Source organism: Ruegeria sp., from assembly GCF_040830605.1.
Lineage (GTDB): Bacteria > Pseudomonadota > Alphaproteobacteria > Rhodobacterales > Rhodobacteraceae > Ruegeria.
The window spans coordinates 35,605-59,058 of sequence record NZ_JBFOMD010000004.1; the positions used below are offsets into that span (position 1 = coordinate 35,605).

The 23,454-nt window shown below is 61.7% G+C and carries 22 protein-coding genes; 13 read left to right on the plus strand and 9 right to left on the minus strand.

The window, feature by feature from the left end:
• The first annotated feature begins 380 nt into the window (after window positions 1–380).
• The 7 genes from hemJ to AB3N21_RS06945 all read left to right on the plus strand — a co-directional run bounded on the left by hemJ (window position 381) and on the right by AB3N21_RS06945 (window position 7,758).
• Window positions 381–830: a protoporphyrinogen oxidase HemJ gene (gene hemJ / locus AB3N21_RS06915; RefSeq protein WP_367934539.1), complete on the plus strand. Its 450-nt coding sequence runs from the start codon at window positions 381–383 to the stop codon at window positions 828–830.
• Window positions 831–955: 125 nt separating this feature from the next.
• A complete protein-coding gene (gene rho / locus AB3N21_RS06920) occupies window positions 956–2,227 on the plus strand; it encodes a transcription termination factor Rho (RefSeq protein ID WP_367934540.1) in 1,272 nt (423 codons plus the stop codon).
• A 30-nt stretch (window positions 2,228–2,257) separates the two neighbouring features.
• On the plus strand, window positions 2,258–3,544 hold the full coding sequence (gene mnmE, locus AB3N21_RS06925; RefSeq protein ID WP_367934541.1) for a tRNA uridine-5-carboxymethylaminomethyl(34) synthesis GTPase MnmE: 1,287 nt from the start codon (window positions 2,258–2,260) through the stop codon (window positions 3,542–3,544).
• A 12-nt stretch (window positions 3,545–3,556) separates the two neighbouring features.
• Window positions 3,557–5,425: a tRNA uridine-5-carboxymethylaminomethyl(34) synthesis enzyme MnmG gene (gene mnmG / locus AB3N21_RS06930; RefSeq protein ID WP_367934542.1), complete on the plus strand. Its 1,869-nt coding sequence runs from the start codon at window positions 3,557–3,559 to the stop codon at window positions 5,423–5,425.
• The gene (gene rsmG / locus AB3N21_RS06935; protein WP_367934543.1) at window positions 5,422–6,045 is read left to right on the plus strand and encodes a 16S rRNA (guanine(527)-N(7))-methyltransferase RsmG; all 624 of its coding nucleotides are present in this window, start codon (window positions 5,422–5,424) and stop codon (window positions 6,043–6,045) included. Before mnmG ends, rsmG begins: the two co-directional genes overlap by 4 nt.
• Window positions 6,038–6,841: an AAA family ATPase gene (locus AB3N21_RS06940; protein WP_171175201.1), complete on the plus strand. Its 804-nt coding sequence runs from the start codon at window positions 6,038–6,040 to the stop codon at window positions 6,839–6,841. The genes rsmG and AB3N21_RS06940 overlap by 8 nt, the downstream gene beginning before the upstream one ends.
• A 20-nt stretch (window positions 6,842–6,861) precedes the next feature.
• On the plus strand, window positions 6,862–7,758 hold the full coding sequence (locus AB3N21_RS06945) for a ParB/RepB/Spo0J family partition protein (protein ID WP_171175203.1): 897 nt from the start codon (window positions 6,862–6,864) through the stop codon (window positions 7,756–7,758).
• On the opposite strand, the gene AB3N21_RS06950 is transcribed toward AB3N21_RS06945, so the two are convergent.
• Genes AB3N21_RS06950 through rph form a run of 4 tightly spaced genes read right to left on the minus strand, consistent with a single transcriptional unit; the run spans window position 7,748 to window position 10,576 of the window.
• Window positions 7,748–8,101 carry a YbaN family protein gene (locus AB3N21_RS06950; protein ID WP_367934544.1) on the minus strand — a complete coding sequence of 118 codons (354 nt, stop codon included), beginning with the start codon at window positions 8,099–8,101 and terminating at the stop codon, window positions 7,748–7,750. The genes AB3N21_RS06945 and AB3N21_RS06950 overlap by 11 nt on opposite strands.
• A gap of 3 nt (window positions 8,102–8,104) precedes the next feature.
• On the minus strand, window positions 8,105–9,262 hold the full coding sequence (gene hemW, locus AB3N21_RS06955) for a radical SAM family heme chaperone HemW (RefSeq protein WP_367934545.1): 1,158 nt from the start codon (window positions 9,260–9,262) through the stop codon (window positions 8,105–8,107).
• Window positions 9,252–9,866 carry an RdgB/HAM1 family non-canonical purine NTP pyrophosphatase gene (gene rdgB / locus AB3N21_RS06960; protein WP_367934546.1) on the minus strand — a complete coding sequence of 205 codons (615 nt, stop codon included), beginning with the start codon at window positions 9,864–9,866 and terminating at the stop codon, window positions 9,252–9,254. The genes hemW and rdgB overlap by 11 nt, the downstream gene beginning before the upstream one ends.
• Window positions 9,863–10,576 (minus strand): ribonuclease PH, encoded by a 714-nt coding sequence (gene rph, locus AB3N21_RS06965; protein WP_171175212.1) that lies wholly within the window; start codon window positions 10,574–10,576, stop codon window positions 9,863–9,865. The genes rdgB and rph overlap by 4 nt, the downstream gene beginning before the upstream one ends.
• A gap of 112 nt (window positions 10,577–10,688) precedes the next feature.
• Here rph and hrcA point away from each other — a divergent pair, with 112 nt between their 5' ends.
• Both hrcA and AB3N21_RS06975 read left to right on the plus strand, forming a co-directional pair.
• Entirely contained in the window at window positions 10,689–11,753 is a 1,065-nt protein-coding gene (gene hrcA / locus AB3N21_RS06970; RefSeq protein WP_367934547.1) for a heat-inducible transcriptional repressor HrcA, read from the plus strand.
• 10 nt (window positions 11,754–11,763) lie between these two features.
• Window positions 11,764–12,327 carry a nucleotide exchange factor GrpE gene (locus AB3N21_RS06975; protein WP_367934548.1) on the plus strand — a complete coding sequence of 188 codons (564 nt, stop codon included), beginning with the start codon at window positions 11,764–11,766 and terminating at the stop codon, window positions 12,325–12,327.
• 58 nt (window positions 12,328–12,385) lie between these two features.
• On the opposite strand, the gene mutS is transcribed toward AB3N21_RS06975, so the two are convergent.
• Window positions 12,386–14,998, minus strand: coding sequence for a DNA mismatch repair protein MutS (gene mutS / locus AB3N21_RS06980; protein ID WP_367935061.1), 2,613 nt, complete (start codon window positions 14,996–14,998; stop codon window positions 12,386–12,388).
• A gap of 162 nt (window positions 14,999–15,160) precedes the next feature.
• On the opposite strand from mutS, the gene AB3N21_RS06985 reads away from it, so the two are divergent.
• Window positions 15,161–17,416, plus strand: a complete 2,256-nt coding sequence (locus AB3N21_RS06985) for an NADP-dependent malic enzyme (protein WP_367934549.1) — start codon at window positions 15,161–15,163, stop codon at window positions 17,414–17,416.
• A 503-nt stretch (window positions 17,417–17,919) separates the two neighbouring features.
• On the plus strand, window positions 17,920–18,792 hold the full coding sequence (locus tag AB3N21_RS06990; RefSeq protein ID WP_367934550.1) for a ribokinase: 873 nt from the start codon (window positions 17,920–17,922) through the stop codon (window positions 18,790–18,792).
• Here AB3N21_RS06990 and msrA read toward each other — a convergent pair.
• On the minus strand, window positions 18,789–19,451 hold the full coding sequence (gene msrA, locus AB3N21_RS06995; protein ID WP_367934551.1) for a peptide-methionine (S)-S-oxide reductase MsrA: 663 nt from the start codon (window positions 19,449–19,451) through the stop codon (window positions 18,789–18,791). The genes AB3N21_RS06990 and msrA overlap by 4 nt on opposite strands.
• Before the next feature lie 144 nt (window positions 19,452–19,595).
• On the opposite strand from msrA, the gene AB3N21_RS07000 reads away from it, so the two are divergent.
• Window positions 19,596–20,507 carry a D-amino acid aminotransferase gene (locus AB3N21_RS07000; protein ID WP_367934552.1) on the plus strand — a complete coding sequence of 304 codons (912 nt, stop codon included), beginning with the start codon at window positions 19,596–19,598 and terminating at the stop codon, window positions 20,505–20,507.
• On the plus strand, window positions 20,504–21,217 hold the full coding sequence (locus AB3N21_RS07005) for an HAD family hydrolase (protein ID WP_367934553.1): 714 nt from the start codon (window positions 20,504–20,506) through the stop codon (window positions 21,215–21,217). Before AB3N21_RS07000 ends, AB3N21_RS07005 begins: the two co-directional genes overlap by 4 nt.
• Before the next feature lie 70 nt (window positions 21,218–21,287).
• On the opposite strand, the gene AB3N21_RS07010 is transcribed toward AB3N21_RS07005, so the two are convergent.
• The 3 genes from AB3N21_RS07010 to AB3N21_RS07020 form a co-directional block, all read right to left on the minus strand.
• On the minus strand, window positions 21,288–21,572 hold the full coding sequence (locus AB3N21_RS07010) for an SCP2 sterol-binding domain-containing protein (protein ID WP_171175228.1): 285 nt from the start codon (window positions 21,570–21,572) through the stop codon (window positions 21,288–21,290).
• Between the two features lie 84 nt (window positions 21,573–21,656).
• Window positions 21,657–22,076: a DUF1810 domain-containing protein gene (locus AB3N21_RS07015; RefSeq protein WP_367934554.1), complete on the minus strand. Its 420-nt coding sequence runs from the start codon at window positions 22,074–22,076 to the stop codon at window positions 21,657–21,659.
• Complete coding sequence (locus AB3N21_RS07020) at window positions 22,073–23,299, minus strand: argininosuccinate synthase (protein WP_367934555.1); 1,227 nt, start codon at window positions 23,297–23,299, stop codon at window positions 22,073–22,075. Before AB3N21_RS07020 ends, AB3N21_RS07015 begins: the two co-directional genes overlap by 4 nt.
• Between the last annotated feature and the right edge of the window lie 155 nt (window positions 23,300–23,454).

A 23,454-nucleotide genomic window follows, 5' to 3' on the forward strand; every position in this document is an offset into this window, starting at 1 on the left:
TGAGTGATCTTGAACGGTTTGTATGGTTTTCCGGTTGACACGCAAGCCCGGGAAACCGGCGCGAAAGATCCGCGAGTCGCACTTTTTCTGTCCCGCCGGGACAAGGATAAGTGGGCAGGACGGGATAACGGGGATGTTCCGAAGTTACTGACGAGTTATCCCCAGATCGGGCAGCGTTCAAATAATATAACTTACTGATAATAAACAACTATTATGAGATATAAAAAGCTGTGGGAATCCAATTCCCTTACCTGTCCACTTGGGGAAAACAACCTGAGCAACACAATAATCCACGGAATTTCTTCACCCTACAAAACCATCATCCTTTTTCTTTTCTTTCTTTTTTATTAGGGAGGTCCCGTCCAACCGAGAGGCCCCGGATGACCGACCTTCTTTACGTGATCTATCCCTGGGTGAAGTCGCTGCATATCATGGCGGTGATTTCATGGATGGCGGGCCTGTTCTATCTGCCCAGACTGTTCGTCTATCACGTGGAAAAGGCGCAAAGTGTTGAGGGCGCGCCCGAGATCTTCTTTGAAATGGAAGAAAAGCTTCTGCGGGTGATCATGGGACCGGCGATGGTCGTGACCTGGGTCTGCGGGCTGATCATGGTGTTCACCCCCGGCGTGGTCGACTGGCAATGGGCGTGGCCCTGGGCCAAGGGCGCGGCGGTGATCGCGATGACCTGGTTTCATCACTGGCTGATGGCACGGCGCAAGGATTTCGCAGAGGGGCGAAACACGCTCACAGGGCGCCAGTACCGCATGATGAATGAGGTTCCGACCGTTTTGATGGTGGTGATCGTGCTGGCAGTGATTTTGAAGTTCTGAGGGCCGTTTGACTCTGCGCCTTTGCTCTCTTATGTAGAACTCAACGCGCCCGTCCGGGCAGCCGTGCTTTCCTGTTTGAAATCCATATATGCGCCGCGCTGAAAGCGGCCAAGGGTCGTATCATCATGTCCACCGAATCCCTGAACCTTGCCGATCTCAAGGCAAAAAGCCCCAAAGACCTGTTGTCGATGGCCGAAGAGCTTGAGATCGAGAACGCCTCGACCATGCGCAAGGGCGAGATGATGTTCCAGATCCTGCGCGAACGCGCCGATGAAGGCTGGACTATTGGCGGTGATGGTGTGCTGGAGGTGCTGCAGGACGGGTTCGGCTTTCTGCGCTCGCCCGAGGCGAACTATCTGCCGGGTCCCGACGACATCTATGTCTCGCCCGACATGATCCGCCAGCATTCGCTGCGCACCGGCGATACGGTTGAGGGGGATATCAAGGCCCCCGACGAGAACGAACGCTATTTTGCGCTGACCAAGGTCACCAAGATCAACTTTGAAGAGCCCGAGAAGGCCAAACACAAAATCCTGTTCGACAACCTGACGCCGCTCTATCCCGATGAACGTCTGAAGATGGAGATCGAGGATCCCACCATCAAGGACAAGTCGGCCCGGGTGATCGACCTGGTGTCGCCCATCGGCAAGGGTCAGCGGTCGCTGATCGTGGCGCCGCCGCGGACCGGTAAGACGGTGATCCTGCAAAACATCGCGCACTCGATCGAGAAGAACCATCCCGAGTGCTATCTGATCGTGCTGCTGATCGACGAACGGCCCGAAGAGGTGACCGACATGCAGCGGTCGGTGCAGGGTGAGGTCGTGTCGTCGACCTTCGACGAACCGGCGACTCGGCATGTTGCCGTGTCCGAGATGGTGATCGAAAAAGCCAAGCGTTTGGTCGAGCATAAACGAGATGTTGTTATTCTTCTCGATTCGATCACAAGACTTGGTAGGGCGTTTAACACTGTGGTGCCGTCCTCCGGTAAGGTTCTGACCGGTGGTGTGGACGCGAACGCCCTGCAGCGGCCCAAGCGGTTCTTTGGCGCGGCGCGGAATATCGAAGAGGGTGGTTCGCTGACCATCATCGCCACCGCGCTGATCGATACGGGCTCGCGCATGGACGAGGTGATCTTTGAAGAATTCAAGGGCACCGGTAACTCGGAGATCGTGTTGGACCGCAAGATCGCCGACAAGCGCGTGTTCCCGGCCATCGACATCCTCAAGTCGGGCACAAGGAAAGAAGACCTGCTGGTCGACAAGGGCGATCTGGCGAAAACCTTCGTCCTGCGCCGTATCCTCAACCCGATGGGCACCACCGATGCGATCGAGTTCCTGTTGTCCAAGTTGAAGCAGACCAAGACGAACGGTGAGTTCTTCGACTCGATGAACACCTGACACAGGTCTTAACTGACGCGAGGCCTTCGAATGGATACGATATTCGCCTTGGCCAGCGCGCAGGGCAAAGCCGGGGTGGCGGTCATCCGCCTCTCTGGCCCGCAAGCGTACATGGCCGCCGAACGGCTGGCGGGGGCTGACCTGCCGCCGCGCGGGATGCGGATGCGCAGCCTGCGGGATGCAGAGGGCGGCCGGCTGGACGAAGGGCTGGTTCTGACCTTTCAGGCGCCGGCGAGTTTCACCGGCGATGATGTGGTCGAGTTTCAGATCCATGGCAGTACCGCCTCGGTCAATGCAGTGCTGCGGAGCTTGTCGGATATGGACGGGCTGCGGATGGCCGAGCCCGGAGAGTTCACCCGGCGGGCGCTGGAGAACAGCAAGATGGATCTGGCGCAGGTCGAAGGCCTGGCCGATCTGATCGATGCGGAAACCGAGGCGCAGCGCAAACAGGCGCAGGCGGTTCTGGCTGGCGAGCTGGGGCAGCTGGCCGAGCGCTGGCGCCGGGATCTGATCCGCGCGGCCTCGCTGCTGGAAGCGGTGATCGACTTTGCGGATGAAGAGGTGCCGACTGATGTGACGCCTGAGGTACGCGCGCTGGTCTCTGGCGTGATGGGCGATCTTGAGCGTGAGGTGGCCGGGGTCCGGATTGCCGAACGTATCCGCACCGGGTTCGAGGTGGCCATTGTCGGGCCGCCCAATGCCGGGAAATCCACCTTGCTGAACGTGCTGGCCGGGCGCGAGGCGGCGATCACCTCGGAATATGCCGGGACGACCCGGGATGTGATCGAAGTGCGCATGGATCTGGCCGGGCTGCCGGTTACCTTGCTGGACACCGCCGGGCTGCGCGATACTAGCGATCACGTGGAGGGGCTGGGCATCGCCCTGGCCCGCAAACGCGCGGACTCCGCGGATTTGCGTGTATTCCTGACCCATGACCTTACAGAGCTTGGAATTCCGTTCCAAAACGATGATATCCATGTCCTACCGAAGGCCGATCTTCGCGGCGAGTCCAAAAATGGAGTATCGGGTCGGACAGGGCAGGGGATTGATCGCCTGATTTCCCAGATTTCGGGGGTGTTGTCGCAAAGAACCACTAGTGCTGGTATAGCCACGCGTGAACGGCATCGGATGGCGATGAAAAAGTCGCTGGAGGCTTTGGGTGAGGGAATGAGAGTTCTGGACTCGGGGCCTGACCTGTATGATATCGCAGCCGAAGAGCTGCGGACCGCGATCCGGGCGCTGGAATCCTTGGTGGGCAGAATTGATGTCGAGAACTTGCTGGACGAGATCTTTGCCAGCTTCTGCCTCGGAAAGTAAGGAGTGTTTCACGTGAAACATTCGGAGTTTGATGTCGCCGTCATCGGGGCCGGTCATGCCGGAACCGAGGCCGCCCACGCTGCTGCCCGCATGGGTGTGAAGACGGCATTGATCACCTTGTCGCAAGGGGATATCGGGGTGATGTCCTGCAATCCGGCGATTGGCGGGCTGGGCAAGGGGCATTTGGTTCGCGAGATCGACGCCATGGACGGGGTGATGGGCCGGGTCGCGGATCGGGCGGGCATCCAGTTTCGCCTGCTAAACCGCCGCAAAGGCCCTGCTGTTCAGGGACCGAGGGCTCAGGCGGATCGTGCTTTGTACCGTGCGGCGATGCTGGCTGAGACGGAAAACCGCGAGAACCTGACCGTCATTACCGGCGAGGCGACCGATTTCCGTATGAACGGCGATCGGGTGTGTGGGGTCATTCTGGGTGATGGGTCGGAAATTCCGGCGAAAACTGTGATTCTGACCTCGGGCACGTTCCTGCGCGGGATAATCCATATCGGCGATGTCTCGCGGCCAGGAGGCCGGATGGGGGACCGTCCGTCGATCAAGCTGGCCGAGCGGCTCGACAGTTTTGACCTGCCCATGGCCCGCCTGAAAACGGGCACGCCGCCGCGTCTGGATGGGCGCACCATCGACTGGTCGGTTCTGGAGCGTCAGGACGGGGACGAGGAACCCGTGCTGTTTTCCTTTCTGTCCAGCGCTGTAACCGCCCCTCAGATCGCCTGTGGGATCACCCATACCAATGCGCGGACGCATGAGATCATTGAGAAAAACCTGTCGCGCTCGGCCATGTATGGGGGGCATATCGAGGGCGTGGGCCCAAGATATTGCCCGTCGATCGAGGATAAGATCGTACGCTTTGCCGAGAAGGACTCGCACCAGGTGTTTCTGGAGCCCGAGGGGGCGAACGATCACACGATCTATCCGAACGGCATTTCGACCTCGCTGCCGGAAGAAGTGCAGGTGGAGTATGTGCGCTCGATCAAGGGGCTTGAGAAGGTTGATATCCTGCAGCCGGGCTATGCCATTGAATATGATTACGTCGATCCCCGGGTGCTGACGCCGCGCCTGTCCTTGCCCGAAGCACCCGGGCTTTACCTTGCCGGGCAGATCAACGGGACGACCGGATACGAAGAGGCGGCAGCGCAGGGGCTGGTTGCGGGGTCGAACGCGGCGCTGGAGGTCAGGGGCGAGGAGCCGCTGCATTTCACCCGGGCGAACAGCTATATTGGGGTTATGATCGACGATCTTACCACCCGTGGTGTGGCGGAGCCCTATCGGATGTTCACCTCGCGCGCGGAATTCCGGTTGTCCCTGCGGGCGGATAATGCGGATCAGCGGCTGACTCCGATTGCCCTGGAACTGGGTTGCGTCAGCGAGGATCGCAAGTCCGCGTTTCTGACCAAGATGGATCAGATGGACGCGGTGAAATCGAAACTGACCGCAAAAACCTATACGCCGAAGGAAGTCCGGGCCGTCGGGATCGACGTCAATCAGGACGGAAATCGCCGGGACGGGATGGCGATTTTGGCTTTCCCCAAAGTGGGGTTCGAGGACCTTCTACCGTTGGTGGATGATTTGGCGGATACCGCACCGGAAATCCGCAAGCAGATCGAGCGCGACGCGTTGTATGCCAACTACATTGCTCGACAAGAGCGGGATGTGGAGGCGATGAAACGGGATGAAGCGCATGAAATCCCAAGGGATTTCGATTATGCGGCGTTGGATGGGCTGTCGAATGAGCTGAAACAGAAGCTCTCGCAGGCGCGGCCGGGGAATATTGCTCAGGCTGGGCGGGTAGAAGGCGTGACGCCTGCCGCGCTGACCTTGATCCTTGCGCACCTCCGCCGTGATCTGAAGGCCCGCAAGGCATGAGCGCCGATCAGGACGCGATCATGGCGGATCTGGATGTTTCACGTGAAACATTCGACCGTCTGAAAGTCTTTGCCGATCTGCTGACACGGTGGAACCCACGTATCAATCTGGTGTCCCGGAACAGCCTGAACGACCTGTGGCGCCGGCATATTCAGGATTCGGTGCAGGTGTTTCGCTGCGTCGAGCCGCGCCCGCATTGGGCCGATCTGGGCAGTGGAGGCGGGTTTCCTGGCATGATCTGCGCCATTCTTGCGCGGGAATACTGGCCGGACACCAAATTCACCCTTGTTGAGAGCGATCAGAGGAAATCGGCTTTTCTTCGCAGCGCGGCACGTGAGTGCGAAGCAAATTGCACCGTGATCAGCCGCCGGATCGAAGCGATTGAACCGTTGGCGGCGGATATCCTGTCTGCCCGCGCGCTGGCCGATCTGCCCATGCTTTTATCCTATTGCGACAGGCACTTGGCCCCGACCGGCACGGCGCTGTTTCCAAAAGGCGTCAGTTGGAAAAAAGAGGTTGAGGAGGCGCGCAAGGAATGGCGGTTTGACGCGACTCCGATTACTAGTGAAACGGAACCCCAGGCCGTAATCCTGAAGATCGAAGGAGTGTCACGTGGTTGATCTGTCCCGCCCTGCCGGCCCCCGGATTATTGCGGTTGCCAATCAGAAAGGTGGGGTAGGAAAAACCACGACAGCAATCAACCTGGCCGCCGGTCTGGCCGAGGGCGGATGCCGGGTTCTGGTCGTCGATCTCGATCCGCAGGGGAATGCCTCGACCGGGTTGGGCGTCGATGATCGGGATTGGACGACCTATGACCTGATTTTGGACGACGCGCCGCTGGAAGCGGTTGTTCAGGACACGGAAATCGACGGTTTGCTCATGGTTCCGGCCACGGTCGATCTGAGTTCCGCGGATATCGAGCTGATCTCGAACGAAAAGCGCAGCTTCCTGCTGCATGATGCGCTACGCCAGACCGCGATAGATAAGTTTCGCCTGGATTATGTGCTGATCGACTGCCCGCCATCGCTGAATCTGCTCACCGTAAATGCTATGGTTGCGGCCCATTCGGTGCTTATTCCGCTGCAGAGCGAGTTCTTTGCTTTGGAGGGTTTGTCGCAACTGATGCTCAGCGTGCGCGAGGTGCGGCAGACCGCGAATCCCGAGCTGAGAATCGAAGGTGTTGTGTTGACCATGTATGACAACCGCAACAACTTGTCCCGCCAGGTTGAGAAGGACGCGCGTGACAATCTGGGCGAGATGGTGTTTAAAACGAAGATACCAAGAAATGTGCGGGTCAGTGAGGCGCCGTCTTATGCGCTTCCGGTGTTGCAGTACGATTCCGGGTCCCTCGGGGCCATGGCCTACCGTCATCTGGCCCGCGAGCTGTTGCAAAAGCACAAAAACGTCGCCGCCTGAGCGGCGAAAAGGAGGGCATGGTGAGCGTCAGGAAAAGCAAGCCGAGAGGGCTGGGCCGGGGTCTGTCCGCGCTGATGGCGGATGTCACGCAGGAGTCGGATGGGGTTGTCGTCCCCGGTCCGCGCCGTCCGGACATGATGATTCCCATCGAAAAGCTGAAGGCTAATCCCAATCAGCCGCGCCGTACATTCTCGCCGGATCAGCTGGATGAACTGGCGGCGTCGATCAAGGAGAAGGGGATCATTCAGCCGCTGATCGTGCGGGCAAACGGTGCCGATCAGTATGAAATCGTGGCCGGTGAACGCCGCTGGCGCGCGGCGCAGATGGCGCAGCTGCATGAGATTCCGGTGCTGGTGCGCGATTTCGATGACACCGAGGTGCTGGAAGTTGCGATCATCGAGAATATCCAGCGCGCCGATCTGAACGCGGTGGAAGAGGCGGCGGGATATCGCCAGTTGATGGAGCGGTTCGGGCATACGCAGGAGAAGCTGGCCGAGGCGTTGGGCAAGAGCCGCAGTCATATTGCCAACCTGCTGCGGTTGCTGTCGCTGCCGACTGATGTGCAGGCTTACGTGGTTGAAGGGAAACTCTCGGCCGGGCATGCGCGCGCGCTGATCACCGCGGAGAACCCGTCGGAGCTGGCGCGGATCGTGGTGCGTGACGGGTTGTCGGTGCGCGCGACCGAGGCTCTGGTCAAAAAGCAGCAGCAGGGTGCCAACATTCAGGCCGCGCCGCGTTCCAGCAACAATGGCGCGGGCAAGGATGCCGACACCCGGGCGCTGGAAAAGGACCTGTCGGCGATTCTGGCGATGAAGGTGGCGATCAATCACAAGCCGGGCACCGAATCCGGGCAGGTGGTACTGACCTACGAAAATCTCGACCAGCTTGACGATCTGTGCGCCAAGCTCAGCCGTTAGGGCGGGTCCAGATAAAGATCATGACGCAGCCCAGCACGATGGCCTGAATGATCAGGACATGGGTTGGCGCGGCAAAGATGAAGGACAGTGCGAACACGGCGGCAATCGACAGGGTTGCCGCCTTTTTTGCGACCGGACGGATGGCGCCCGAGCTATGCCAGTCGTCGATCAGTGGGCCGAAGGTACGGTGGCTCAGCAGCCAGGTGTGCAGGCGCTCGGAAGAGCGGGCGAAGAAGAACGCGGCCAGAAGCAGGAAGGGCACGGTGGGCAGCAGCGGCAGCACGACGCCGACCATGGCCAGCGCGATGCAGAGCAATCCCAGTCCTGCCCAGATGTACTGCATCCCTCAGCCCGTCAACAATTCGCGGATGACGGCGTTCAGAACGGCGCGGCCATCGGTGGTTGCTTTCAATCTGCCCTGATCGGTTTCGATCATGCCCAGATCAGTTAGATAGCGGAGTTTGTCCGAGGGCAAGGGGTGGCCTGCAAGTTGCTCAAAGCGCGCTATATCTAGTCCTTCGGCGATGCGCAAACACATCATGAGGTATTCGCTGGCCTGTTCATGCCGGGATACCTGGGTGCGGAAGGACTCGCCCGATCCGCTGGCCGCCGCTTGCAGCCATGTGCCCGGCGCGAGGTGGGACTCGGTGGCGTATTTCCGGCCCTCGATGGTCACGCGGCCATGGGCGCCCGGGCCGATGCCCACATAGTCGCCGTAGCGCCAATAGATCAGGTTATGGCGGGATTCGGCGTCTTGCCGCGCGTGGTTCGACACCTCGTAGGCGGGCATGCCATGGGCATCGCAGATCTCTTGCGTGGCCAGATACATGTCGGCGGCGTTGTCATCCTCGGGCAGCCCGCGCAACTTGCCCCGGGCGTAGCGGTCGCCAAAGGCGGTGCCGTCCTCGATGGTGAGCTGGTAGAGCGACAGGTGGTCGATCGCCATCGCCAGCGCTTCGGTCAGTTCGGCGCGCCAGGCGTCGAGCGTCTGGTGCTGGCGGGCATAGATCAAGTCGAAACTGACCCGCTCAAAGCAGGTGCGGGCGATGCCGAAGGCGGCGCGCGCCTCGGCCACGGTGTGGATACGGCCCAGACGGCGCAGATCCTCGTCGTTCAGCGCCTGTATCCCCATCGAGACGCGGTTGACCCCGGCGTCGCGATAGGCGGCGAACCGGCCAGCCTCGACCGAGCCGGGATTGGCCTCAAGCGTGATTTCCATGTCGTTGGCGGGCCGCCAGAGGGATCGGGCGGCGTCGATCACGGCGGCGACGGTGTCGGGCGCCATCAGCGAGGGGGTGCCGCCGCCGAAGAAGATGGTGTTCAGCACCCGGCCCTGGGTCTCGGCGGCGGAGCGCTCAAGCTCGCTTAGATACGACTTAACCCATTGTTTTTGATCAATATTACGGGAGACGTGGCTGTTGAAGTCGCAATAGGGGCATTTGGCCTCGCAAAACGGCCAATGCACATACAGGCCAAAGCCCCCGTTGCGCCAGTCATCCGCCAAAACAGCCCTTTACGAATTGCGCCACCGCGCGACCGCGATGGCTGATCTTGTTCTTTTCCCACCGGTCCATCTCGGCAAAGGTAATATCGTACCCATCGGGGACAAACATCGGGTCATAGCCGAAACCGCCTTCGCCACGGATGGGCCAGACCAGATGGCCGGGGGCGATGCCCTCGAACACTTCGTCATGGCCGTCGGGCCAGGCCAAAACCAGTGTGCTGCGGAACTGAGCAGTGCGGGGATGAGGGGCGTTTGCGGCCTCAAGCTCATCATGTGCGCGGGTCATCGCCATCAGGAAATCGCGGCCATTGCCGGTTTCGGCCCAGTCGGCGGTGTAGACACCCGGCGCGCCGTTCAGTGCGTCGATAGTAATGCCGGAATCGTCCGACAGCGCAGGCAGGCCGGTGGCTTGTGCCGCGGCATGGGCCTTGATGCGGGCATTGCCGACGAAGGTATCCTCGGTTTCCTCCGGTTCGGGCAAATCCATCTCACCCGCGCCGACGACCTTGACGCCAAAGGGGGTGAGGAGATGTTCCATCTCCTCCAACTTGCCCTTGTTGTGGGTCGCCACCAGCAGCGTATCGCCGTCGAACTTGCGCGTCATGCGGTGGCGGCCTGCTGCGCGGCGACCAGCTCGCCAACGCCTTTTTCGGCCAGATCCAGTAGCTGGTTCATCTGGTCACGGCTGAACACCGAGCCTTCGGCGCTCATCTGCACCTCGATCAGCTTTTTCGAGCCGGTCATGATGAAATTGCCGTCCACACCGGCCTCGCTATCCTCGGGGTAGTCGAGATCCAGCACCGGCTGGCCGGCATAGATGCCGCAGGAGACGGCGGCGACCGGATCGACCAGCGGGTCGGAAATGACGTCGCCGGTTTTCATCAGCTTGTTCACCGCCAGCCGCAGCGCAACCCAACCGCCGGTGATCGCGGCGCAGCGGGTGCCGCCATCGGCCTGGATCACGTCGCAGTCGACGGTGATCTGACGCTCACCCAAGGCAACCCGGTCGACACCGGCGCGCAGGGCGCGGCCGATCAGGCGCTGGATTTCCACAGTGCGCCCGCCTTGTTTGCCGCTCGCGGCTTCGCGCCGCATCCGGGTGTTGGTCGCGCGGGGCAGCATGCCGTATTCGGCGGTGACCCAGCCCAGGCCCGAACCCTTGATGAAGGGCGGCACCCGGTCCTCGATCGTGGCGGTACACAACACATGGGTATCGCCCATCTTGATCAGGCAGGAACCTTCGGCATGTTTGGTAAAGCCGGTCTCGATTGAAACCGGGCGCATTTCGTTTAGATCACGTCCTGAGGGTCGCATGAAAAATCCTTTGTTTGCTGGGTTGGGGATACCGTCCGCAGGCGTGGCGATGCAACCCCGATTGACCTTTCGCGCATCTGGGATTTAATGACGAGCCAGCCGGGGAACGCCGATGAGTGATGCGAGTAAAATTCTGGACGAAATGAACCATCGCTCGCGCGAGGTATTCCGGCTGATCGTCGAAAGCTATCTGGACAGTGGTGAGCCGGTGGGCAGCCGCACCCTGACCCGTACCCTGTCCGAAAAGGTCAGCGCCGCCACGGTGCGCAACGTGATGCAGGATCTGGAGTTTCTGGGCCTGCTGGACAGCCCCCATATCAGCGCGGGCCGTATCCCGTCGCAGGCCGGGTTGCGCATGTTCGTGGACGGGCTGCTGGAGGTTGGCGATTTGGACGCGGATGACCGGCAGAAGCTGGACGCGACCCTGGGGGCCAATGCGGGCGATGTGGGCGGAATGCTCGACAAGGTGGGTGCGGCGCTCAGCCGGGTGACGCATGGCGCCTCGCTGGTGCTGACGCCCAAGCACGAGGCTGAGATCAAGCATATCGAGTTCGTCTCGCTGGGCCATGACCGGGCGCTGGTGGTGCTGGTGTTCTCGGACGGGCATGTGGAAAACCGGCTGTTCACGCCGCCGCCGGGGCAGACGCCAAGCTCGATGCGCGAGGCGGCGAACTTCCTGAACGCGCTGATCGAAGGGCGCACGCTGGGCGAAGTGCGCCGGATTATTCAGGCCGAGATTGCGGCGCGGCGGCAGGAGATCGACGTGCTGGCCCGCGAGATGGTGGAAAGCGGGCTGGCGATCTGGGACGGCGAGGGGCAGGATTCGGCGCGTCTGATCGTGCGGGGCCGGGCGAATCTGCTGGAAGGGGCGGATCAGGAAGAGGAGTTGGAGCGTATCCGGACCCTGTTTGACGACCTTGAACGCAAGCGCGACATCGCGGAATTCCTGGAACTGACCGAAGATGGCGAGGGTGTGCGCATTTTTATCGGCTCAGAGAACAAACTTTTCTCACTTTCGGGTTCCTCTCTGGTGGTGTCTCCATATATGAACGCTGATCGAAAGATCATTGGCGCGGTGGGCGTGATCGGCCCGACGCGCCTGAATTACGGACGGATCGTGCCGATCGTGGATTACACGGCGCAGCTGGTCGGAAAGCTGATTTCCGACCGGAGTTAGAGGTAGAGACATGGCAGAGCCAAAGAACGAAGATTTTCTGGACGATATCGCCACCGCCGAGGCGGAAGAGCTGGCCGAGGAACTGGCCGAGATCAGCGAAGAGGCGCTGGAACTGGATGCGCTGCGGGCCGAGCGGGATGAGCTGAAGGACAAGTTCATGCGCGCGCTGGCCGATGCCGAAAACGCCCGCAAGCGTGGTGAGAAGGCGCGCCGGGATGCTGAGCAATATGGCGGCTCGCGCCTGGCCCGGGACATGCTGCCGGTTTACGACAACATGAAACGCGCGCTTGAGGCGGCGACCGATGAGCAGAAAGAGGTCGCATCCGCCTTGATCGAAGGCGTCGAGCTGACCATGCGGGCGCTGCGGGATGTGTTCCAGAAGCACGGTATTCAGATCGTCTCGCCGCAGGTGGGCGACCGGTTCGACCCGCAGATGCACGAGGCGATGTTCGAGGCGCCGGTGCCGGGCACCAAGGCGGGCGACATCATTCAGGTATCCGCCGAGGGCTTCATGCTGCACGACCGTCTGCTGCGCCCGGCGCAGGTGGGTGTTTCGTCGACGCCGGCGAGCTGATACGCGCCTTGCGGCGCGTGCCTTCGGCGAGAGTATTTGGGAAAAGGTGAAGGGGCGGTCAGGTGTTGGCCGCCTCTTTCAGTTTGTAGATCAAGTCGAGTGCTTCGCGGGGGGTCAACTCGTCTGGCAGGATTTTCGTGAGCATGTCGTCCACGGGTGAGGTTTTGGCGGGCGGTGGCGGGGGCGGTGCTGCGGAGAAGAGCGGCAGGTCGTCTATCAACGCCTTTTGCTTGCCGCCTTCGCGTTCGCTTTTCTCCAACTGGTCCAGCACGACGCGGGCGCGTTCGACGACCGAAGGCGGCAGGCCCGCGAGCTGGGCGACCTGGACACCGTAGGAGCGGTCGGCCGCGCCCTTGCGCACCTCGTGCAGGAAGATCACTTCGCCTTCCCATTCCTTGACGGCCACGGTGGCGTTGTCGACGCCTTCGAGATTGCCCGCCAGGGCGGTGAGCTCGTGGTAATGGGTGGCGAACAGGGCGCGGCATTTGTTCGAGGCGTGCAGGTGTTCCAGCGTGGCCCAGGCGATGGAGAGGCCGTCATAGGTGGCGGTGCCGCGTCCGATCTCATCGAGGATCACCAGCGCGCGGTCGTCGGCCTGATTGAGGATGGCGGCGGTTTCGACCATCTCGACCATGAAGGTCGAGCGTCCGCGCGCCAGATCGTCCGAGGCGCCGACGCGGCTGAAAAGCTGGCTGACCAGACCGATATGGGCGCGCTCCGCCGGAACATAGCTGCCCATTTGCGCCAAGAGTGCGATCAGGGCGTTCTGGCGCAGGAAGGTCGATTTACCGGCCATGTTGGGACCGGTGAGCAGCCAGATCGCGGCGCCGTCCTCGGCGGTGAGATCGCAATCATTGGCGATGAATGTATCGCCGCTTTGCTGCCGCAGCGCGTGTTCGACCACCGGGTGGCGGCCGCCTTCGATGGCGAATGTGCGGGTTTGATCGACGGTGGGGCGGCACCAGGCCTCGCCGCGCGCCAGATCGGCGAGCGAGGTGGCGAGGTCCAGTTCGGCAAGGCCGCGTGCGGCGGCGTTCAGGCGGGCGGCTTGGGCGAGAATTGCGTCAGAAAGCCTGGAATAGAGCCGCTTTTCGATTTCAAGCGCCAGATTTCCGGCGTTCAGGATGCGGGTTTCGATCTCGCTGAGTTCCACGGTGGTGAACCGCACCTGATTGGCGGTGGTCTGGCGGTGGATATAGGTCTCGCTGAATGGTGGGTTCAGCATCTTGGCCGCGTGGGTGGCGGTGGTTTCGATGAAATAGCCCAACACGTTGTTGTGCTTGATCTTCAGCGAGGCGATGCCGGTGTGCTCGGAATACTTCTTCTGGAACCCGGCGATGACCGAGCGGCCTTCGTCGCGCAGAGTGCGCGCCTCGTCCAGTTCCGCGTCATGGCCGGGTGCGATGAAGCCGCCATCGCGGGCGAGCAGGGGCGGGTCGGCAACCAGCGCATCGTCAAGCAGGTTTAGAAGGTCATCAAAGCCCAGAAGGTTGCGCATCGCTTCGGCCAGAAGCGGCGGCAGCTCTTCGGTCTCGCAGATCCCGGCGATGGCGGCGGCCTGGGCCAGACCGTTGCGGATTGCGGCCAGATCGCGGGGCCCGCCGCGGTCCAGCGACAGGCGGGACAGAGCCCGGTCCAGATCGGGGGTCTTGCGCAGGGCCTCGCGCAGGTCGGTGGCGATCAGGCTTTGTTCCAGGCAATACGCCACCGCGTCATGGCGAGCGTGGATGGTGTCGAGACTGCGGGAGGGGCTGGACAGGCGCTGTTCCAGCAGCCGGGCGCCGCCGGGGGTGACGGTCCGGTCCACCACCGACAGCAGCGAGCCCGCGCGTCCGCCTGACAGCGACCGGGTCAGTTCCAGATTGCGGCGGGTGGCGGCGTCGATCTGGACGACACGGTCCTCGGATTCCTTTTGCGGGGTTTGCAATAGCGGCAGTTTGCCCTTTTGGGTGATCTCCAGATAGTCGATCAGCGCGCCCATGGCAGCCACTTCGGCCCGGTCGAAGCTGCCGAACGCGTCCAGCGCACCGACCCCGAACAGGGTACAGATGCGTTTTTCGCCCGCCGTGCTGTCGAAACTGGCGCGGCCGACCGGCGTGATCGGGACGCCGAGATCGGTGGAGAGTTCAGACAGTTTCGCCTCAGTGCCGTCGGCCAAGATCAGCTCGGACGGGGCGAGCCGGGCAAGCTCCGGACCAAGGCGGATGGGGGCCGCGGGCATCACGTGAAACGCGCCGGTCGAGATGTCGGCCCAGGCAAGGGCGGCCTCATCCCGGACCTCGGCGTAGGCCGCCAGAAAGTTGTGCCGGCGCGCCTCCAAAAGCGCGTCCTCGGTCAGAGTACCGGGGGTGACCAGGCGCACAACATCGCGCTTTACGACAGATTTAGAGCCTCTTTTCTTGGCCTCCGCCGGGCTTTCCATCTGTTCGCACACGGCCACGCGAAACCCCTTGCGGATCAGCGTCAGCAGGTAGCCCTCGGCGGCGTGAACCGGGACACCGCACATCGGGATATCGTTGCCGTTGTGCTTGCCGCGTTTGGTCAGCGCGATGTCCAGCGCCTCGGCGGCGTTCACCGCATCCTCAAAGAACATCTCGTAGAAATCGCCCATGCGATAGAACAGCAGGGCGTCGGCATGGGCGTCTTTGATGTCGAGATATTGCGCCATCATCGGCGTGACTGTGGACAAGGTGGGCATCTCCGGGCGGGTTCCGGTCGCGACCTTACAAATCCGCCGACTGCGGCGAAAGGTGAAAACGCATTGCCGTTGAGACCTGCGGTTGCCTGCGGTAAGAGGCGACAGCCCCGCACCTGCAAAGAAACGACATATCCCATGCCCAAAGCGAAAATCACCGACGAAGAGGCGCTGGCCTTTCACCTGGAACCCAGCCCCGGCAAATGGGAGGTGCAGGCCACCGTCCCCATGACCACCCAGCGCGATCTGTCGCTGGCCTATAGCCCCGGCGTGGCGGTTCCGTGCGAAGCCATCGCGGCCAGCCCCGAGACGGCCTATGACTATACCAACAAGGGCAACCTTGTCGCCGTGATCTCGAATGGGACGGCGGTTCTGGGCCTTGGGAATCTGGGTGCGCTGGGCTCAAAACCAGTGATGGAGGGGAAATCGGTCCTGTTCAAGCGGTTCGCCGACGTGAACTCGATCGATATCGAGCTGGACACCGAAGATCCGGATGAATTCTGCCGCGCTGTGCGGCTGATGGGGCCGACCTTTGGCGGCATCAACCTGGAAGACATCAAGGCGCCTGAGTGTTTCATCATCGAACAGCGGCTGAAGGAAGAGATGGATATTCCGGTCTTCCACGACGATCAGCATGGTACGGCGGTGATCTGCGCGGCGGGTCTGATCAATGCGCTGCACATCTCGGGCAAGAAGATCGAGGATGTGAAGATCGTCCTGAACGGGGCGGGTGCGGCGGGGATTGCCTGTATCGAACTGCTGAAAGCGATGGGCGCGCGGCATGAGAATTGTATTGTCTGCGATACCAAGGGCGTGATCTATCAGGGCCGGACCGAGGGCATGAACCAGTGGAAATCGGCCCATGCGATTTCGACCGAGCTGCGCACGCTGGAAGAGGCGATGAAAGACGCAGACGTGTTCCTGGGCGTGTCGGTCAAGGGTGCGGTGACGCAGGATATGGTCGCCAGCATGGCCGACAACCCAGTGATCTTTGCGATGGCCAACCCCGATCCAGAGATCACGCCGGAAGAGGCGCATGAGGTGCGGGTGGATGCGATCGTGGCCACCGGTCGCAGCGATTATCCCAATCAGGTCAACAACGTTCTGGGTTTCCCCTACCTGTTCCGGGGTGCGCTCGACATCCACGCCCGGGCCATCAATGACGAGATGAAGATCGCCTGTGCCCATGCGCTGGCGCGGCTGGCGCGCGAGGATGTGCCGGACGAGGTGGCGATGGCCTATGGCAAGACCCTGACCTTTGGCCGCGACTACATCATCCCGACTCCGTTCGATCCGCGTCTGATCCACCGCATTCCGCCTGCGGTGGCGCGGGCCGGGATGGATACCGGTGCGGCGCGGCGTCCGATCATCGACATGGATGCCTATGAGCTGAGCCTGAAATCGCGCATGGACCCGACCGCGTCGATCCTGCGGGGCCTCAATGCCCGCGCCCGGGCGGCGCAAAGCCGGATGATCTTTGCCGAGGGCGACGATCCCCGCGTGCTGCGCGCGGCGGTGATGTATCAGCGCTCGGGCTTTGGCAAGGCGCTGGTGGTGGGGCGTCCGGATGACGTGAAAACCAAGCTCGAAGCCGCCGGTCTGGCCGATGCGGTGCGCGAGATCGAGGTGGTGAATGCCGCCAACACCCAGCATCTGCAGACCTACAAGGATTTCCTGTACAGCCGCCTGCAGCGCAAGGGGTTTGACGGCAAGGATGTGCACCGTCTGGCGGCGCGCGACCGGCACGTGTTCTCGGCCCTGATGCTGGCGCATGGGCATGCGGACGGTCTGGTGACGGGTGCGACCCGGAAATCGGCGCATGTGCTGGACCGGATCAACCATGTGTTCGACGCCGATGCCGCCCATGGTGCCGCCGGGGTCACCGCGCTGCTGCACAAGGGGCGGATCGTGCTGATCGGCGACACGCTGGTGCATGAATGGCCCGACGAGAACGATCTGGCCAATATCGCCGAACGTGCCGCCGCCGTGGCGCAGCATATGGGGATCGAGCCACGCGTTGCCTTTGTCAGCTTCTCGACCTTCGGCTATCCGGTCTCGGAACGCGCCGAAAAGATGCATGTGGCGCCCGAAGTTCTGGACCGGCGCGGCGTCAATTTCGAATACGAAGGCGAGATGACCGTGGATGTGGCGCTGAACGTGGACCAGCAAGAGGCCTATCCGTTCTGCCGTCTGACCGGCCCGGCGAATATCCTGATCGTGCCGGCGCGGCACTCGGCCAGTATCTCGACCAAGCTGATGCAGGAGATGGGCGGCGCCACGGTGATCGGGCCGATCCTGTCCGGTGTGGACAAGCCGATTCAGATCTGTTCGACGGTGTCGACCGCGAATGACATCCTGAACATGGCCATTCTGGCCTCCTGCGATATCGGATAAGTATCGGAAAATGAATCGTTTTTGGATTCTCTCTTGGATTCCATGAGTTTACAGGAGATTCCGTTTGCTAATCCTTATATAAGTGGATAACCTTAAAAGGTGAGGGCCGCCGTTGGGCGACCCTCCTAGTTAGCGACTAACTAACACTTACAGCGGCAATCTTAGCTGCTGCGGCTTTGGCCAGCGGCGGGTGTGCGCGGCAACGCACTCCTGCCTGCCAAAGCGAATACGATGGTATCCACGTACATGTACGCGCATCGCATCCTCCTCTTGTTGACGCCCCAAGTTTGTCTTGGCCCACATTGAAAGCATCGTTGCTTTCGAATTCATTGTATGCGTGGGCGCAACTTGTTGGGTGTCCCAAAGAGGTGCATACAATATCACGTGGGCTACTATCGGTGGTCAACGACAATCTTTTTTACTTTCCACAATCTTTTCTCTTGACGGAGAATAAAATGCGTTCGCAGATGTTCTCTTTGCGATTCCTAAACGAGGGAGTGGAAATGGCGATCTGGAACCTCGGCTCGATCAACGCGGATATGGTCTATGCGGTGCCACACCTGCCCGGACCGGGGGAGACGCTGGCCGCCTCCAAGCTGGAGCAGTTTCTGGGCGGTAAGGGCGCCAACATGTCGGTGGCGGCGGCGCGCGCGGGATCCCATGTCTGCCATATCGGTGCGGTGGGGCCCGAGGGGCGCTGGGCGGTGGAGCGGCTGACCGAATATGGCGTCGATACCCGTCATATCGTTGAGGCCGAGGTGCCAACCGGTCATGCGATCATCGCCGTCGATGCCGGTGGCGAGAACCAGATCGTGCTGTTTCCTGGTGCCAACCACGCCATTGGCGCGGATCAGTTGGGGCAGGCGCTGTCCTCGGCGCAGGCGGGCGATCTGCTGGTGATGCAGAACGAAACCAATGCGCAGGTCGAGGCCGCGCAGATGGGCCGAGAGCTGGGGCTGAAGGTCTGTTATGCCGCTGCACCTTTTGAGGCGGAGGCGGTGCAGGCGGTGCTGCCGCATCTGGATTTCCTGATCCTAAACGAGGTCGAGGCCGAACAGTTGCAGCAGGCCAGCGGCCTTTCACCCGGCCAGCTTCCGGTGCCGCAGGTGATCGTCACGCTGGGGTCGCGGGGCGCGCGGTATTTCGACACGGCATCAGGCGAGACGCAGGAGTTTCCGGCGTTCAAAGTCGAGGCGGTCGATACCACTGGCGCGGGTGACACGTTCACTGGCTATGTGCTGGCGGGGATCGACCGGGGGATGCCGATTGCGCAGGCGATTTCACAAGCGATGCGTGCCGCGGCCATCATGGTCACGCGGCACGGTACGGCGGATGTGATTCCGGATCTGAAAGACGTGCAGGGCGCCCGGTTTTAACTCCCCGCAAAGGGTGCGGCGTCACCCCAGAGCTGTTTCACGCGTTGGTCGCGGCCACAGGCCTTGCGATAGGCCTTGTAGGCGCTGGCCTGACGCTTGGGGCCGAAGCGGGTCAGGATCAGCTTGTCCCCCTTGTAGTAATCCTGGTGATAGGCCTCGGCGGGATAGAACTTGCCCGCGCTCAGGATCGGGGTGACGATTTTCTGGCCCAGATCGCCTTGTGCTTTGGCCTTGGCCTGCTCGGCAATCGCCTTTTCGCCCTTGTTAGAGACGAAAATGGCGGTCCGATAACTCTCACCCCGGTCACAGAACTGACCGCCCGCGTCGGTCGGATCGACCGAGCGGAAGAACAGGTTCAGCAGCCGCTGGCGCGAGACCTTGTCGGGATCGAAAGTGATCTGCACCGCCTCGTAATGGCCGGTTCCGCCGCGCGAGACCTGCTTGTAGGTCGGGTTGTCCACTTTGCCGCCGGTATAGCCCGACACCGCGCCGAGGACACCCGGCACACCTTCGAAATCGGATTCCACGCACCAGAAACAGCCGCCCGCGACGGTCAGGGTTTCCGGGCTGCCAGCCTGGGCAGACCCGGTCTGCATCAGGGTGGTTAGGGTCATGGCGGCGGCAAGGGCGATGGGTTTGAGCGTATCGGTCAGGGTCATGGCGATCCTCCTTTGGGGACAAGCTGCCCCCGGGTCGCGCGCCGGGCAAGATGGTGACGCAAAATGTCACGCGCTGGTGAGAGGAGTTTACCCCTTGGATACGTCTCAAACCGGGATTAGCGTGCGCGCCAAGAGGAGGAGCAGATGACCGACAAGATGAGCACCCATCAGGCCGAGGATGACGCGCGCAACGAGGACATCCTGATCTATGTCGATGGCCGCATCGTGCCCAAGGTGCAAGCCACGGTCAGCGTCTATGACAGCGGCTTCATGCTGGGCGATGGCGTTTGGGAGGGGTTGCGCCTCTATGACGGCCACTGGGCGTTTCTGGACGAACATATCGATCGTCTGTTCGAGGCGGCCAAGGCCATCGATCTGGATATCGGGCTGGACCGGCAGGGGGTGATCGACGCGCTGCGGGCAACGCAGGAGGCCAATGGCATGACCACCGATGCGCATGCCCGGCTGATGGTGACACGCGGGGTCAAGATGCGCCCGTTCCAGCACCCGTCGCTCAGCCGGTCCGGCCCCACCATGGTGATCATCATGGAGCATTCACGGCCGAAACTGCCACGCCCGATCCGGCTGGCCACGGTGCCGCATCTGCGCGGGCTACCGATGACGCAGGACCCCAAGCTGAACTCGCATTCCAAGCTGAATTGCATCCTGGCCTGTATCGCCGCCGAAAAGGCGGGGGCGGATGAGGCGCTGATGCTGGATGTGAACGGGTTCGTGAACACCACCAATGCCTGCAACTTCTTCATCGTGCGCAAGGGCGAGGTTTGGACCTCGACCGGTGATTACTGCATGAACGGGATCACGCGGCAGAAGGTGATCGACCTGTGCCGGGCCGATGGCATTCCGGTTTACGAGCGAAACTATTCTCTGGTCGATACCTATGGCGCGGATGAGGCGTTTCTGACCGGCACATTCGGGGCGCAGACGCCGGTGAGCGAGCTTGATGGGCGGGTGATCGGAACCGGGCAGATGGGGCCGGTGACCGAGCGTATCCGGAATTTATATAAGGCATTGATCCAGCAGGAGATTTCGAAATGAAGATCGCCATGTGGTCGGGGCCGCGCAACCTGTCGACGGCGATGATGTACGCCTTTGGCGCCCGCACCGATTGCGCCGTGATCGACGAGCCGTTCTATGCCGCCTATCTGGCTATGACCGGGCTGGACCATCCGCTGCGCGAGGAGATCCTGGCCTCGCAGCCGCAGGACCCGGCCGAGGTGGCGGAGCGTCTGGCTGGCCCCAACCCGGTGGCGCGGCCGTTCTGGTATCAGAAGCATATGACTCAGCACATGATTGCGGGCGTGCCGCGCGACTGGATGCGGCAGGTGCGCAATGTGTTCCTGATCCGCCACCCGGCGCGGGTGATCGCGAGCTATGCCGCCAAGCGGGAAAACCCGACGCTGGACGATATCGGGTTCTGGCAGCAGGTCGAGCTGTTCGACGAGGTGCAGGGCTGGGGCGGCGATCCGGTGGTGATCGACAGCCACGATATCCGCGAGGACCCGGGCGGGATGTTGGAAAAGCTGTGCGACACGATCGGCGTGCCGTGGTCGCCGCATATGCTGAGTTGGCCCAAGGGCGGGCACAAAAACGACGGCGTCTGGGCCGCGCATTGGTACGGCGCGGTGTGGAACTCGACCGGGTTTGCGGGGCCTGAGGGGCCATTGCCGGTGGTGCCGGGGCATCTGCAGCCGGTGCTGCAGGCGGCGCTGCCGTTTTATGAGAAGATGCGGGCAGTAAAGCTCTGACCGGGTCAGGGGGCGCTGCCCCTGTCGCCTGTGGCGACTCCCCCGGGATATTTTCAAACAGAAGAAGGGGTTATTTGAGCAGTTGCCCCAGCTTCATCGCCACGCCCATGTCGCCCGAGATCTTGAGTTTGCCCATCATCACCCCGGTCATCGGGTTGAGCTTGCCGGTGAGCAGCTTGGTCAGGTTGTCGGTCGAGATGCGGATTGTGCAGTCGGTGTCCTGATCCCGGGTTGAGGCGGCGTTGTCGGCCAGCACGATGACGCCGTCCGTGCCACAGTCGAATTTCAGCGATCCGTCGAAGTTTTTGCCTGCAAGGCCGGTCTGAATACCGTCCGCGATGTCCTGAAGGGGCATCGGTGTCTCCTGTCCAGTTTCCGGCCATTTAGGAGGGCGCCCCAGGCGCGGGCAAGCCTGACCTAACGGGATCTGACGCCGGTTTTAGGTGGACGTGAGCTGAAGGGTCAGTGGGCAAGGCCCTTCGTAGAACGTGTCGAGAACCTGCCTGAACTCCGGTGGAGCGTTTTTGGTCAGCGAAAACAGCGTCATGGAGGATCGCAGCTTCATCGCATCGACCGGGCCGAGGATCGCGCTTGCCGATGTGCCGGAATGGGACAGCATCAGGCGGGACACCTCGATCAGCCGATCCCGCAGAACCGGGTGGGTCAGGTAGTCGGCGGCCTGATCCAGATCGGCGATGCCATAGCGCTGGGCGGTGGGAGAGCGGCCAAGGGCAGAAAGCTGGGGAAAGACGAACCACATCCAGTGGCTCGTCTTCTGACCCTGTTCGAGTTCTTTCAGGACCGAGGGCCAGACCCGGTCCTGAGCCGTGATGAAGAGATCGGGGTCGAGCCCGCTCATCCCTTGGTGCGCTTATCGCGCATGGCCAGCAGCCGCAGGCGCAGGGCGTTCAGCTTGATGAAGCCCGCCGCGTCTTTCTGGTCGTAGGCGCCGGCATCTTCTTCAAACGTCACGTGCTCTTCGGAGTATAGCGAGTGATCCGACCAGCGGCCCACGCAGGTGGCCAGACCCTTGTAGAGCTTGATGCGGACGGTGCCGGTGACGTGCTCCTGGCTCTTGTCGATGGCGGCCTGCAGCATCTCGCGCTCAGGGCTGTACCAGAAACCGTTATAGATCAGCTCGGCATATTGCGGCATCAGCTGGTCTTTGAGGTGCATTGCACCCCGGTCCATGGTGATGGATTCGATGCCACGATGTGCCTCGAGCAGAACGGTGCCGCCCGGCGTTTCATAGATGCCACGCGATTTCATGCCCACGAAACGGCCTTCGACCAAATCCAGACGGCCAATGCCGTGCTTGCCGCCATATTCGTTCAGCTTGGTCAGGATGGTCGCGGGGCTCATCGCCTCGCCATTGATGCTGACCGCGTCGCCTTTTTCAAAGCCGATCTCGATATATTCCGGCTGATCGGGCGCGTCCTCAGGGTGAACGGTGCGCTGGTAGACATAGTCGGGCGCCATTTCGGCGGGGTCTTCCAGCACCTTGCCCTCGGACGAGGTGTGCAGCAGGTTTGCGTCGACCGAGAACGGCGCCTCGCCGCGTTTGTCCTTGGCAACGGGAATCTGGTTCTGTTCGGCGAACTCCAACAGGCGGGTGCGGCTGGTCAGATCCCATTCGCGCCAGGGGGCGATCACCTTGATATCGGGGTTCAGCGCATAGGCGGCGAGTTCGAACCGCACCTGGTCGTTGCCCTTGCCGGTGGCGCCATGGGCCACGGCATCGGCGCCGGTTTCCTCGGCGATCTCGATCAGACGTTTGGAAATCAGCGGGCGCGCGATCGAGGTGCCCAGCAGGTACAGACCCTCATACTGGGCATTGGCGCGGAACATCGGAAAGACGAAGTCGCCGACGAACTCCTCGCGGATATCCTCGATATAGATGTTCTCGGGCTTGATCCCCAGCAGCTCGGCCTTCTGGCGGGCGGGCTCCAGCTCTTCCCCCTGACCCAGATCGGCGGTGAAGGTCACGACCTCGCACCCGTATTCGGTCTGCAGCCATTTCAGGATGATCGAGGTATCGAGGCCACCGGAATAGGCCAGAACAACTTTCTTGGGCGCGGACATCTGACTTCCCCATTATGCGAATGACGGTTGGCCCCTAACGGGTTTTGAACGTGGGGGCAAGTTGCACGGATTGACGCGGTGGGGGAAATGGGCTGAAACGGTTGCAACGACACAAGGATTGGTTGAGAGGCGGTTTCGATGCTGGGATTGGAGAT